The sequence below is a fragment of the Shewanella abyssi genome (genome assembly GCF_023284025.1).
In the GTDB taxonomy this organism is placed as follows: domain Bacteria; phylum Pseudomonadota; class Gammaproteobacteria; order Enterobacterales; family Shewanellaceae; genus Shewanella; species Shewanella abyssi.
The window spans coordinates 38,507-52,576 of the sequence record NZ_JAKIKR010000035.1; the positions used below are offsets into that span (position 1 = coordinate 38,507).

General features: G+C 46.0%; 10 protein-coding genes and 1 pseudogene. 6 read left to right on the top strand and 5 right to left on the bottom strand.

Annotated features, from left to right (window positions below; all coding sequences use genetic code 11):
- Positions 1 to 8 precede the first annotated feature (8 nt).
- From fliR to flhA, 3 genes are read left to right on the top strand one after another with little or no spacing between them, the layout of a single operon-like run.
- Positions 9 to 788 (top strand): flagellar biosynthetic protein FliR, encoded by a 780-nt coding sequence (gene fliR / locus L2755_RS14905; RefSeq protein WP_283102843.1) that lies wholly within the window; start codon positions 9 to 11, stop codon positions 786 to 788.
- Positions 785 to 1,918: a flagellar biosynthesis protein FlhB gene (flhB, locus tag L2755_RS14910; protein ID WP_248981478.1), complete on the top strand. Its 1,134-nt coding sequence runs from the start codon at positions 785 to 787 to the stop codon at positions 1,916 to 1,918. Before fliR ends, flhB begins: the two co-directional genes overlap by 4 nt.
- 10 nt (positions 1,919 to 1,928) lie before the next feature.
- The gene (gene flhA, locus L2755_RS14915) at positions 1,929 to 4,010 is read left to right on the top strand and encodes a flagellar biosynthesis protein FlhA (RefSeq protein ID WP_248981479.1); all 2,082 of its coding nucleotides are present in this window, start codon (positions 1,929 to 1,931) and stop codon (positions 4,008 to 4,010) included.
- Positions 4,011 to 4,089: 79 nt separating this feature from the next.
- Here flhA and L2755_RS14920 read toward each other — a convergent pair whose 3' ends face one another.
- Complete coding sequence (locus tag L2755_RS14920; protein WP_248981480.1) at positions 4,090 to 4,620, bottom strand: GNAT family N-acetyltransferase; 531 nt, start codon at positions 4,618 to 4,620, stop codon at positions 4,090 to 4,092.
- Between the two features lie 106 nt (positions 4,621 to 4,726).
- Between L2755_RS14920 and L2755_RS14925 the strand changes: the two genes are divergently transcribed.
- From L2755_RS14925 to L2755_RS14935, 3 genes are all read left to right on the top strand, one after another.
- Positions 4,727 to 6,151, top strand: a complete 1,425-nt coding sequence (locus L2755_RS14925) for an aminotransferase-like domain-containing protein (protein ID WP_248981481.1) — start codon at positions 4,727 to 4,729, stop codon at positions 6,149 to 6,151.
- A gap of 160 nt (positions 6,152 to 6,311) precedes the next feature.
- A complete protein-coding gene (gene cyaB / locus L2755_RS14930; RefSeq protein WP_248981482.1) occupies positions 6,312 to 6,863 on the top strand; it encodes a class IV adenylate cyclase in 552 nt (183 codons plus the stop codon).
- A 144-nt stretch (positions 6,864 to 7,007) separates the two neighbouring features.
- Positions 7,008 to 7,481 (top strand): peroxiredoxin, encoded by a 474-nt coding sequence (locus L2755_RS14935; RefSeq protein WP_248981483.1) that lies wholly within the window; start codon positions 7,008 to 7,010, stop codon positions 7,479 to 7,481.
- Positions 7,482 to 7,560: 79 nt separating this feature from the next.
- Here the strand turns inward: L2755_RS14935 and L2755_RS14940 are convergent, their stop codons facing one another.
- From L2755_RS14940 to L2755_RS14955, 4 genes and pseudogenes are all read right to left on the bottom strand, one after another.
- Complete coding sequence (locus L2755_RS14940) at positions 7,561 to 8,412, bottom strand: hypothetical protein (protein ID WP_248981484.1); 852 nt, start codon at positions 8,410 to 8,412, stop codon at positions 7,561 to 7,563.
- 112 nt (positions 8,413 to 8,524) lie between these two features.
- A complete protein-coding gene (locus L2755_RS14945) occupies positions 8,525 to 10,468 on the bottom strand; it encodes a methyl-accepting chemotaxis protein (protein WP_248981485.1) in 1,944 nt (647 codons plus the stop codon).
- Positions 10,469 to 10,684: 216 nt separating this feature from the next.
- Positions 10,685 to 13,849 carry a lantibiotic dehydratase gene (locus L2755_RS14950; RefSeq protein WP_248981486.1) on the bottom strand — a complete coding sequence of 1,055 codons (3,165 nt, stop codon included), beginning with the start codon at positions 13,847 to 13,849 and terminating at the stop codon, positions 10,685 to 10,687.
- A 10-nt stretch (positions 13,850 to 13,859) separates the two neighbouring features.
- A pseudogene (locus L2755_RS14955) lies at positions 13,860 to 14,070 on the bottom strand (lantibiotic biosynthesis protein); the annotation flags it as partial.

The window sequence follows — 14,070 nt, forward strand, 5'->3', positions numbered from 1 at the left end:
TTAGTAGCATGTTATCGCTTACCTCGGTTCAAATTAGCGCGTTTATCGGCACATTCTGGTGGCCATTTTGTCGCATTATGGGCGCGTTTATGGTGATGCCTTTCTTGGGCAGTAACTTTATTCCGGTCACCGTTCGAGTGCTACTGGCATTTAGCATTTCAGCCCTGATCGCACCCATATTGCCGCCTGTGCCACAGGTGGATGTACTCTCCTTGCTGGCATTAGTCCTAGCCCTTGAACAGCTGCTTATTGGGTTTATGTTAGCGCTATTTTTGTCGATTATGATCCATGTTATGACGCTACTTGGCGCTATGATGTCGATGCAGATGGGCTTATCGATGGCGGTAATGAACGACCCTTCCAGCGGCGGCAGTAATCCTATTATCGGCCTGTGGCTGTTACTGTATGGCACCCTATTATTTTTGGCATTAGATGGTCACCTAGTCGCCATTGGTGTGGTGGTTGATAGCTTTCGATTATGGCCCATTGGCAGTAGTGTGTTTGATTTGCCGTTAATGGGCTTAGTTGGGCGCTTTTCCTGGCTGTTTGCCGCCGCATTTATGCTGGCGTTACCGGCTATTTTGGCCATGTTAGTGGTTAACATCACTTTTGGCGTGTTAAGCCGAGCGGCTCCCTCGTTAAACGTATTTGCACTTGGTTTTCCTATGTCGATGCTCATGGGGTTGCTCTGTGTGTTCTTCTCTTTCAGTGGTTTGCCTAACCGTTATAGCGATTTGTGTTTAGACGCCTTGTCTTCCATGTATCAGTTTATTGGCGGTTCTCCATGAGTGGTAAAGATACCGGCCAGAGTAAAACTGAAAAAGCCACCCCGCAAAAACTTAAAAAAGCCCGCGATGAAGGGCAGGTACCTCGCTCCAAGGACTTGGCCTCTTCGGCGTTGATTATTGGTTGCTCATTATTACTGACCACGACCGCGGACTGGATTGCGGCAAAGGTGGCCGAGTTGACCCGACTCAACATGTCATTTACCAAGGCGCAGTTAGATGAGCCGGGAATGATGACCAGGCATTTAGCGCACTCATTACTGGAGATCCTCAATATTCTGGGGCCACTATTTTTAATGGTGGCCATCATAGCTATGATTGCAGGTGCAATGCCGGGTGGCCCGATTTTTAGCTTGAAAAATGCGAGTTTCAAATATAGCCGTATCGATCCTATTGCGGGTTTAGGCCGCATTGCATCGGTTAAGTCCTTGGTCGAGCTAGTGAAGTCGATCCTTAAAATCGTGCTGTTAATAAGCATCATGCTGCTGTTTTTGGAGAAAAACTTCCAGAGCTTAATGGCTGTCAGTCAACTACCTATTGATGAAGCGGTGATGCGAGGCATCGATATGTTGAGTTTAGCCATGTTCTATCTGGGATTAGGCCTATTGGTTATCACTTTTATCGATGTGCCCTACCAATATTGGCACCACCACAAAGAGCTTAAAATGTCTTTGCAAGAGGTAAAGGATGAGCATAAACAGCAAGACGGTAAGCCTGAGATCAAAGCCAAAATACGTCAAATGCAGCAACGTATTAGTCGCTCAAGGGCCGATATTTCCATTCCTAAAGCCGATGTTTTACTGGTTAACCCTAACCATTATGCCGTGGCACTAAAATATGAATTAACCAAGGCCGATGCGCCCTACGTGGTGGCAAAAGGAACCGACGAGCTGGCACTCTATATGCGTGATATTGCCAAGCGACACGATGTGGAGGTGGTGGAATTGCCACCGTTAACGCGAGCAATTTACTACTCAACACAAATCGATCAACAGATCCCTGCAGGGTTGTTTGTTGCTATCGCTCACGTACTTACTTATGTGATGCAGCTGCAGGCTGCGCGTCAAGGTCAACAGGCCAAGCCTGATCCTCTGCCACACTTTTTTATCCCCAAAACCTTACAACATGACTAAAGGTAATTTAATGAACTGGTTTTCGCGTACTTTTGCCGGTAGTCCAAGTTATATCGGTATTCCAATAATGCTACTTGCAGTGTTGGCAATGGTTATCTTGCCGTTACCGCCTTGGCTACTGGATATCTTTTTTACCTTTAACATTGTCCTGGCGGTGATGGTGTTACTTGTTGGGGTGTCAATTCGGCGCCCGTTAGAGTTTTCGGTATTTCCAACAGTACTGCTGCTAGCTACCTTACTACGACTCACATTGAACGTCGCCTCGACTCGAGTGGTATTGATTGAGGGGCATGAAGGTGGCGATGCCGCTGGTAAAGTGATCCAAGCATTTGGTGAGGTGGTGATTGGCGGCAATTATGTTGTTGGTGCAGTTATTTTCCTTATTCTAATGATCGTTAACTTTGTGGTGATCACCAAAGGTGGCGAACGGATCTCCGAAGTATCGGCACGCTTTACCTTAGATGCTTTACCCGGCAAGCAGATGGCGATTGATGCCGATCTTAATGCAGGGGTTTTGAGCCAAGAGCAAGCTAGAGATAGGCGTCAAGAGGTGGCACGGGAAGCCGATTTTTATGGCTCGATGGACGGTGCGTCTAAGTTTGTTCGCGGTGATGCGATTGCCAGTATTATGATCCTCACCATTAACATGTTGGGCGGTTTGGCCATCGGGATCTTCATGCATGACTTAAGTGCTGGAGAAGCATTTAAGACCTATGCCTTGTTAACCATTGGTGATGGTTTGGTCGCACAAATTCCGTCATTATTACTTTCGACGGCCGCCGCTATTATTGTGACGCGAGTGTCTGATGCTGAAGAGATGCCAGAGCAGTTGCGGCAGCAGTTATTGGCCAACCCTAAAACCTTGGTCACCGCTGCGATAGTGATGTTTATCCTTGGTATCGTGCCGGGCATGCCAACCTTTGTATTCCTGACTTTTGCGGCGTTGCTTGGTTTTGTTGCTTGGAAGCAGGGGCAAAGGCAGCCTGAGATTGCTGAATCTAAAGTCGAGCAGTTGCGGGAGACCAATTTAAGCGAACCGTCAGCCCCTAGTTGGGATGCTCTACCCTATACCGATCTGGTTGAAGTACGTTTAGGTTATCGTTTAGTGCATCTGGTTGAGCGCAGCAAGGGTGCAGAGTTGCAAAAGCGGCTTACCGGGATCCGTCGTACCCTCTCTGAGCAAGCAGGATTTTTACTCGCGGAAGTGCGGGTGCGCGACAATTTATCGTTAGCGCCTAATGCTTACCAAATTAGTTTAATGGGCAATCCCGTTGTTACTGCCGAGCTCGATCCTGACCGCTTGATGGCGATTAAGAGTGGCCCAGTATTTGGTGATATAGACGGGGTGCTCACGAAAGAGCCCGCCTACCAGATGGACGCCACTTGGATAGAGCAAACTAACAAAGCTAAAGCGTTGAACCTCGGTTACTCAGTCGTTGATAATGCGACGATTATTGCCACTCATGTGAGCAAGTTGATCCGTGAATCGCTGCCAGATATGTTGCAGCATGATGATGTCCTGTTGTTGAGTGATCGTTTAGCCAAGCAAAGCCCTAAATTGGCGGAGTCGCTCAATAATGCGCTAACGCCAATATTGCAGCTAAAGGTTTACCGCTTGCTACTTAAAGAGCAGGTATCTCTCAAAGATATTCGCACCATTGCCACAACGCTACTCGATTGCAGTGAAAACAGTAAAGATCCTGTGTTGCTCGCCGCGGATGTACGTTGTGCCTTACGTAATACCATATTGAACTCCATCGTGGGCACTGAGCCTAAACTTAATGTGATGACATTAGCCCCTGAACTCGAGCAAACCTTGATGTCGGCGCTCAACCAATCACAGCAGCAGGGCAAAGGCTCATTGGATAGTTTTCCGGTTGAACCGCAGTTGTTGGCGCAACTGCAGCAACGTATGCCGCAGTTGTTAGCGCAGGCAAAGGAGCATGGTCATAGTCCGCTATTATTAGTCTCTCCTCAGTTGCGGCCAATTTTAGCCCGTTATGCGTTAGCATTTGCGCGAGGGCTGCACGTGTTGTCTTACAATGAGATCCCAGAGACGCGGGAGTTACTGGTGGCAGGACAATTAGGCTAGTCAAAATGAAACCTAAAAAGGGATAGCGAGCTATCCCTTTTTAGTGTGCACAGTAGTAAGTTATCGTGTTTATGCGTACTTATCCTTGGGTATCTGCCGACTTTAGGTGAATGACATAGCTGTCGATAGTGTACCCCTCATCTTGGTACTGTTTTACAAACTGCATCCCTAGCTTTTTGAGTACCTGGCTTGAGCCGGTATTTTCTGGCATCACTTCGCCATACACTGTGTCTAAATCCATATGGGCGCGAGCGTATTCCATACAAGCTCGGTTTGATTCAGTCGCAAAACCTTTACCCCAATAGTCGGGGTGAAAGCGGTAACCGATATCGACCGCATCAATACGGCTTTCATTCTTAAAACCACAAAAACCGATGACAGCTCCAGTCTCTTTAAGCACTACCGCCCAGCGGGCAAAGCCAAACTCTGCATATTCTTTAAGCCAGATGTTGTCGATGATCCCAGCGGCATCGGCCACACTTTCACACAAGCCGGCGTCACCAGTGTAGCGGTTAACGGCTTCAGGAGCGTTGAAGTGGTAAACCGCTTGGGCATCATCACGATTGAATTCGCGAATGATTAAACGTGCCGTTTCAGTAATGATTTTCATATTATTTGTCCTCTATTCTGTATTGGTTTTTACTTTACATAGAGATTGAAATACAAAACAGATACAGTTAACACCAATAAAACCCAATACAGATAGTGAGCTATCAATGGCAGCGTTTAAATACCGAAAAATTGTCGATGAGATCATTGCAGCCATCGAGCAAGGCCGTTTGACGGGCAAGCTGGTGTCGGTACGTGCATTGGCTCAACAGAAACAGTTGGGTGTCTCTACGGTAATGCAGGCCTATCATCAATTAGAGCGTTTAGGTTGGGTGCTTGCTAAGCCCAAACGCGGCTATTTTGTGGTCTCTAAAGTCAATGCCAAACCACCCAATTATGGTCGCCAAATCAATAGAGTCGTTGCCGGATTAACTCTGGATAGAGCGGTGCAGTACTCCTTCAATGACGATGATATTTTACCGCTGTCGTGTACCGCCCCCAGCACCGTTATAGATCCCGAAGCATTACTTAATCAGCTGCACAAAAAAGCGTTGGCTAAACGGCCCTATAAACTATGGATGCAAGACCCAATTGAAGGTGTTGCAGAGTTTAGGCAAGCCATTTGTCAGCATCTATTGCGCAGTCAGCAAGGGTTTAATTACCAGCAAGTCCTGGTGACCAATGGACGACAAGAGGGCTTATTGTTAGCGCTTATTGCCGCCAAAGCCTTGCAACAGCCGATTGCTGTCGAGTCGCCGATGTCGTTTTACTTCCAAACGATGTTGAAACAGTTCAATGCCGATGTGGTTGAAATACCGATGCAGGCCGACTATCAAAATGAGCTAACATTGCTGAGTTCAGCATACGAGTCGCAGTCTTTTACCACCTACTTGGTTAACCCCAACTTTGCCGATCCCACCGGTAGGGTCCTTAGCAACGCTGAAAAGCTACAACTTATTGAGTGGGCTGAAATACGTAATGTGACCTTAATTGAGTATGATCGTGGTGAGCTCTATTTTGGCAGTGAACGCCCAGCGACAATCGCAAGCTTGGTGACTGCGCAGTCATCATGCCGAGTGATCTGTATTGTCGATTTTTACGATACCATTTCACCGACCATCAGTTTGGGCTACTTACTGTGTGTGAATAGCTTTGATGAGTGTCAATTCGCCAAGCAAACTGTCGCCGAAGAGCCAAGCATCGTACTGCAACACATGCTGCAACAGATGATGGATTCTGGCCGCTATGACAAACATCTCACTGCACTTCGAACTCAAATACAGCAGAACTATAGTGCAACAATGGCACTGCTTAGACCGCACCTGGCTGCCATTAGCGCACCCCAGTTTTATCTTAGTCAGCCTAGTGGCGGCCCCTGTATTTGGTTTCAGCTGCCAACTCATTTAAGCAGCCAAGCGTTGTGGCATAAAGTGATTGAGAATAAATTGTCTATTGCGCCTGGGGCCATGTTTACCCTCGATAACCGTTACGATAACTATTTCCGCATCACCTACGCCTTGCCATGGAATGACGACATGGAAAAGGGAATTAGTTTACTGGGACAGATCATCGCTGAGTATGTGCAGCAATAGAGTGGGGTTGAAACGTGTACTGGCGCTACACTAGGTAAAGTCACCTTATTTGTTGATACGAAGCATGATGTGTAGTGGAACTATTTTCAATCATCAAACCTTTGGCATACACTCGCTGCGACCAAGGCTAATTTGCCTGCAATTAGAGATTGTATAACTCATGAGCCACGCGCATTTTGAAGGTAAGTTTGAAGTTGAATTAAAATACCGTTTGGCGTCGAAGTCTGCTTTTTTAGCCACACTTAAATCGACAATTGAACATGAAGTGATGCTGCTAGATAATCTTGAGTCTGACAGCTATTTTGATCAGCAAGATACGCTGCTGGCACAAGGTAAAAGCGTATGCATCCGTGAGATGGAGCCCTCAGGTATTAAGCTGTGGATAGTCAAAGGGCCGCAGGCTGATCGTTGTGAAGCGACTAATATAACTGATGCGGTTAGCGCTAGAAGCATGCTTAAAACCATGGGCTATGAGGTGGTACTCGAGCTGAAAAAGACCCGTAGCATCTACTTTGTTGGTAAGTTTCATATTACGGTTGATCATCTTGAAGGGCTTGGAGATTTTGCAGAGTTTGCGATTATGACCGATGACGAAGCCCATTTAGAGGATTATCGTCAAGAGCTGGTGGCCTTAGCGGCAGAGTTTGGTTTAACTTCCGCAGATATCGAACATCAATCCTATCGACAGCTGCAAACGAAGAGTCATCGCTAACCACACTCACAGCAACCCTTTGTCGACTGGTTAGCTTGGTGTCTTAATCTCCGTGCAGCCTATTACATTCCTACTGAATCCTGCATCTTCAGGTAAGATGGCTATAGTTAACAGTCGCTGTTTTTAAATTGAAAGGAACCACCCATGATTGAACAAGGACAAGTTTTACCTGCCGGTACTCTGTCAGAGCTAACGACTGATGGCATGCAGACCCACAATGTTGCCGAGCTATTTGCTAATAAAAAAGTGGTACTTTTTGCCGTACCAGGTGCATTTACGCCGACCTGCTCTGAAGCGCATTTACCCGGTTTTGTGGTGATGGCAGATGAATTTAAAGCTAAAGGCGTAGACATTATCGCCTGTGTTTCAGTTAATGATGCGTTTGTGATGAAGGCATGGGGCGCTGGGCAAAATGCATCTGAACTAACCATGTTAGCCGACGGCGATGCCAGCTTTACCAAAGCACTGGGGCTGGAGATGGATACTGCTGGCTTTGGCGGTGTACGTTCACAGCGCTACGCCATGGTGGTTGATAATGGCGTAGTGACCAGATTAAATGTTGAGGCGCCACAGTCATTTGAGGTCAGCACTGCTGAAGCCGTTTTAGCGACACTTTAAGTGACATAGCTTAATTAAAAAAGGAGCTTAATAGCTCCTTTTTTATTTGATTTATTGATTTGCAGCTTACTTACATATTTTAAAAGTAGTGCACGTATTCAACGGCAACACGATAAAGCACATCATCAAAACCAATCAGGTCTTGTTCAGATTTTCGATCAATATATTGCGAGATAAAATGCAGCAAGTTATTGTTATTAGCGAGCGGCACAACCACACTCATGTTAATGCGATTAAACTTGTATGATTTGCCATCTTGATAGTTCCAAAGCCCATCGTAGCGATTGTAGTCGAAAGCGAGTTGCACCCCTGTATGGCCAAAGGTGTATCGGTTGGTCCAAGAGAAATAGTAACCAAAACCTCTGCGGTTTAGCTCATCTTCAGTGATGCCTTTATATTCCCGTGGCCAATCGTCATCTTTCTCCTCTTCGCTATAAGCAACACCAAGGGTGAGGCCCAAGTCATAGTGATTGACCTCGCCATAGCGATTGTTCAATCCAAGCCCAACAACGGCAAGCTGTTCAAACTCTTCAAGTTGCTGGCTGTTGTAGTGACCTTCGTAGTGGCCAAAAAAGCTTAAGGTGTGGTTAGCGTTATCGTTGATGTTCATAAATGGGCGTTGATAGTGAAACTTCATGTCCATCGAGTCGCGATATCGGTCTTCATCGTAGTTTTCTGAATTACTTTCGTAGTAGTAAGTGCCCCGTACTCTAAAGTAGTTTTTATCTAATTTATAAGTTTGATCATAGCGAAGATCATCCCAAATCAGTGATAGTCCGACGCCTTTTGATAATGAACTATCTGGGGAGTCTTCATAGGTTTCCATGCCTGATACAATAGATATTGCGAAAGGGGAGTCAGACTCTGCCGCGCTAACCTGACCTGATAAAAAGCTTGTCGCGATAACCGCGCTTAAGAGGAGGTTGTTCATTGTATCCCTATTCCCTTGGTTTAAATCCAGCATAATGCTGTTGAAAGTACTGTCATTTTAGCTGGGTTTTGACAGAAAGGTTACAAAGAAATCAGCTGGGCAAATATATTTTTTAAACTACTGTTTTAATTCCGAGACTAACTTCGATGTTTTCTACACTCAGTTCAACCTCTTTTGCTATCTCATCGCTTTGCAGTGAGGCAGCTTGAGCATGGTCTTTAAGGCTATTCATCGCGCTAACAAAATCGTCCAGATGGCTCACTTGCTCTAAAGTGCTATTGGCGCCTTGTTTAGCAGTATTAGCCATCTCACGGGCTTGAGATTGTACGCTCTGAGCAACTTGCCATAAGCTTTGGGCGCGCTGCTTTTGCACCTGGGTAACCTCTCCAATACCATGTACTCGTGCATCGAGATCGGTATTGGCTTGGGTGAGTTGATTGAGGATCTGCAAGATCTCTTTTAGTGAGACTTGAGTGCGTTGGGATAGGCTTCTAACCTCGTCAGCCACCACCGCAAAGCCACGGCCTTGCTCACCAGCTCTTGCCGCTTCGATGGCCGCATTAAGCGCTAATAAGTTAGTTTGTTCAGCAATATTGCTAATAGCATCAATGATCCTCGAAACATCAGAAACTGATGTTGTCAGGCTCGAAAGTGATTGATGGCAGTGAGTGACTGCCACTTGTGATTCTTCCGTTGCATCAAGCACCGCTTGGGCTTCTTGCTGGCTGAGCTGCATCTGCTGCATGGTCTGTTGCGCGCTTTGCTCTACTTGCTCTGATGTTTGGCAAACATCTTGGGCTAGGGCGCGGATCTGCTCAGTTTGGACCTGGGCGGTGAGGACAATGTTTTGCGTTTGCTGAGCACTGGTTGAAAGATGTGAAATACGCTCGACAAGCGAACTTAACGACTGAGATACATGGGTTATCTGCTCACGTTGTAGTTCATCCTCTGTTTCGAAACGTTGTAACAGCTGGTTGAAATGGCCAGCGATTTGGCCTGTTTCACAGCGACGCTGAATCGACAGCCGCTCTCGGCTATTGGATTCACTTAACTTGTGGAATGCGCGGTTGAGATGTTTGAGCGGTTTAATTACCCGTCGTTGTTGCAGTATTAAGTAACTGATAGAAAACAGAATAAGTACCGACACCATAGTATATATCGCGATACTGAGTTGCTGCTTTAGCTGTTGATTGTGCTGCTCTTGTTCCAAACCGAGTGCGAGTAACAGCTGCTCAATAGTCGCTATATCTTGGGTCATCGCTTGTTGGGTTCGTTGGTTTTCAATCAATAGTGAATGGGTATTATTGACCTCTTTATTATAGCGATTACTGAGGCTTAATAGCTCACTACGGGCGCTGTCGCCGATCTCTATCTCTTCTCCTTCTTCATCTCCGAGGGCAAACTCGTCAACTTCCACTGTTGCATATATACCGATAAGCGGCAGCATGTCGAGCTTGTCATGCCAAAGGATTAGCTCACTAATCAGACTGTCTAATATCGATTTAAGCCGCTGCTCTTTGCCTATCAAATATCCGTCAGTGACTTGAGACAAGTCATAGACTATCGGGGGCAGTTCTCTGGTTAACGCTAAGTATTTATTGGCAAGTTGTGGTTGCTGCCCCATGCCTTGGAGCGCGTAATCAGCCAGACGACGATTGTGGTCGAGCATTTCTGATTCAGCATGGGACAGCAGTTGTCGTGGGTTACCAGCAAGCTTCCCCGCCGCGCGATAGTCATTGTCGAGGGCGGTTACAAAGTTTCTAATTGAATCTTGTAGCGGTAAAACTTCTATGCTCTGTTGCTGGCTAATTAGCGTCTGAATTTCGGCTAAGTTGAGTTTAGCTTGCTCAAGTTTGCTGGCATCACCACGGCTAAGATAGCTATCAAGCTCGCGTCTTATCTCTACTAAAAATATTTTTTGGATCTGTTGTAGCTGTGAGGTTTGTTGCTCTATAAATTGCCGCTCTTCACTGCTCCAGAACACGACAGCAGCCAATAAAGCGGCAATGAGCAGCAACACTGCTGATGCAGAAAGCGATAGAGTTGAGATTTTCATTCCGTTGACCCAGATCAAAAAGATGGGCTTAGAATATGTCACTAAGATGACAAAAAAATTACAGTGAAACAGCTGATTAGGAAAATATATGCAAAATGAAATATTTTAAGCTTGGCAGACGAGTACGCGCTAGCGGTCAATAAACGTCCGTCGTCAGAGGGCTAGTATCGAGCAAGGCCAGCAGCATGTATCGATACTCTGCTGGCCACTGACTAGCTAGTGATTGTTTTTATTTCTTTGAATTTTTGAGAAATAGAAGCGTCGAGTGAAATCATGGACGACCAACTCCTGCTCCCTATTGTAGGCCTTAAATACTCGGTTGTTGTGCATATGCAGTAGCGAGTTGATCAAGGTGTCGAAACTGCAAGTAAGCCTACTCTCTTTTTGTAGCAGCTTAATATTTGCAATAATGGGGTCAGCGATTACTTGCCACTGTTGTAATATCTTGTGCAGCTCAAGCTGACTTGGCGACAGTGCTGTTTCAGCTACCGCTAACGAGTTACCCAGTTTGGCCATGTCATCTTCAAGCTGTTGTTGCTTCTCTCTAAAGCGGTTTCCCAGTTGTTTTCTCAGCATAGCGCTTTCATTGAACTCGGAGCCAAAGCCTGTGCGTAATCGCGTTAGTAGACTCAAAGTATCATCGTCACTGTAGTCAAATATATTGAATAACTTATTGCAGCTGAGCGTCGCGAGTCGCCAGCGCATGTCTTCGCCGTGCTCATCAATTTGCTGCAACATTGCCGCAATGAGTTGGCTATCAGCCATGAAAAGCGCTTCGACTAGCTCCATAGCATCTGGACCGCCATAACGCTCAACTTCACGCTCATAGGTCGACACTTCAACTCTATGTAGTTGATTTGTAGCCAGCATAGGTTCAAACACACTATTTAATAGGGGCAGCAGTTGCCCGTAAAGCTTTTCTGGAGAGCCTTGGAATCTGAGCCTGATATGCCAGTCGGGATCACCATAACGGATAAAGAACCATTTATTGAACAGTTCTGCATGCTGCTCAATCAGTGGTAATAGCTGTTCGCTAAGCAGGTTTTCCACTGTGGTATTGCCCGAGTATATTTTCAGACTAAGCCACTCTGAGCCGGGTGCGAATCGACGAGTAATATTTTTTGCTTCAATATTTTTTAGCGGATTTTCGTGAAGACAGGTTAGCTTAGTCGCTTGCTCATTGAAAAAGGGGATAATAATTTCGCTATTATAGTGTTGACCTTGTGCATTACTGACCACAGGTGTCAGCGTTTGGCTGAGGACCTCTTTTAGTGGAATGTGCTTTAAGCCCTTAGATTCAGACAGTAAGATAGCCAGCATGGCGGGGTTGGTTAGATCCAGTTGTAGTACGTGGTCGCTAACCGCGAATAATACCCAGTTTTCTAGCCTATACTTCTGTTGCAGCTTGCTCCATTGTCTATCGTTGATCTGCTCGGCTTGATATAACTTCTCTAAATCTTCTCGTGGTATTTGCCATGATTTTTCGGCCAAAATAAGATTATCTAGCATTATACGGGGACAAAATACTGCATTATCGAGACTGGTGGGCTTCGAAAACCGGGGCAAGGACATAGACTGGTTTTGCAACATAGACAAGAATTTATAGGCACTAAGACTTCTATCGGAATAGTTATGTGCACATGAGAGCCTTGGCACCACTTGTTTATTTAATTTTTTGGACCATAGCTTAACTTCGTCATTTTCGACCCAGACATACAGATCAGATAATGTTATTTGCTTATTCTCATCAAGCGATGAATCCGCCATAAAGGTGATTTCATAGTCACGTAGATGAGGCCTGGCGATGACATTACCAGGGCGTCCCTCTGGTACATGAGCTATTTCGGCGAATATCACCTCTGGGCTGTGGCGCTCTTCCTGCTTTAAATGCACTATCACTTTAGTCTTCAACGTGTCATCTAGATGACAAAAACGCCCTAATAGATTTGCTGCCGATGGCCCGTAGCAACCGTTATATTTTAGTAGTATTTTACCGTTTTGATCGTAAAAGCCACTGACCATCGCCGCGAATGATGCGGGCAAACTCCCATCTTCTTTAAGCGTCTTTATTTGCTTTGTTAGATTAGTCGCAGATATAGATAGTGTGTCTATCGTACTCATATTCGGTGCTGAATATGCGCGCTCTATCTCCAGCTCCAATAGCGTGCTAGCGGCCTCTGTTTGGCTGCGATTATTCTGTCTACCCAGGTTTATTCCGGCAATTAAAGGCGCTTCGTAACCGGTTTCAGCTGAGAAACCTATACCTGACTCTTCGTCGAGTAGCAGATCCAGCGGTACAAATTGACCTTCAAAGCGTTGATTGAATTTCTGAATGAAGTCCGTAAATGGTGAGTAGGGTCGCTGGTGGCTCTTATGCAGCAAATTTAAATGTTCCGCTAGCGTATCAATCTCCGCTTGTGACAGTTCACATGAACTGAATTGGCGCATTATGTCAGTCTGAAACAACTTTCCTTCGTCAGGCTTGACTAATTCGTTACTCAAAGAGCGGGTCACTGCTTGGTATACCTTTATCGATACCGTCGATTTTTGGTCAAAACCCTGTAGATGAAACAGTCCAGTGGCTAGTTGATCGGCATATTCAGGCTTTTCAATCGCATTAAAGGTATCCATAAGGCTGCTATCCGGCGAATCGCCGGTGAGTGGCAGTGGTAACTTGGGCACTAATATCGACTCAGTAATTAATTGCTCCACGTACGGCTCAATCTCCACTGTTGTCGCGGCCGGGTGAGCCAATTGAAACTGCTCGACTAATGACGAAAAGCTAATGCCCTGGGTCGACAGTCTTAGTGCGGTCAAGAAGTATTCGTCTGTTGTTATCGCGGATAGGCGGTACTGTTGAATATCGTTAGATTGATAAGATTCGATATAGCGGCACTGCTCTGCGACGAAGTAGTGTGAGCTATTGGGGGAGTAGCGCATCGCATCATCACGTATTGCTAGCGAGGCTACTTTTGATTTTAAGGCACCAAGATAAAACATATCCAGCCGTGTCTTGCGGCTATCTTGCAGGTAGTGCTCAGTTACGATGCGGCTATCTTGGGTTACCTTGCCCAGCGCGACGCCTGAGAATAGTCCAAAAGGCGTTGGGCGAGAACTCATGCGGATCAAGTATTTTATTAGCGATTGTTCTGTTTTCTTTGCTTGTTTGCTATCCGGCTTTTCTCGCCATTGCGGTAGACTATCGATTAAGGCTGGGCTGGCTAAATACAAGGCTTCTTGTATGCCAGGCATATCTAGCCAAGTGTTAAGCTGTACTCGCATTTCATCACGATCATTTGAAATCTTGCTGAGCTCTTCAAGGGGCAAGCGTGGTGCTCGGATCACAAAAAAACTTTCATTTTTAGCTAAGGGCTTGGTCATCGGTAATCCTTTACGTCAATAGCAGGCTATCAGCCCAGTCAGCATTGCCTGTGGTAGCGGTAATTAAAGCCAAACCGATACCAGCATAACCGGTAAGAAACCCAGTATCCTGTTCATATTGCTTAGATATTCCAGAATAGGCATTTAGCCCGGCAAGGCCGCTTTCTGTGAATCGTTGTAGGGTGAAATCTAACCAGCGCAGTGCCGCTTGCTCAAGCTCT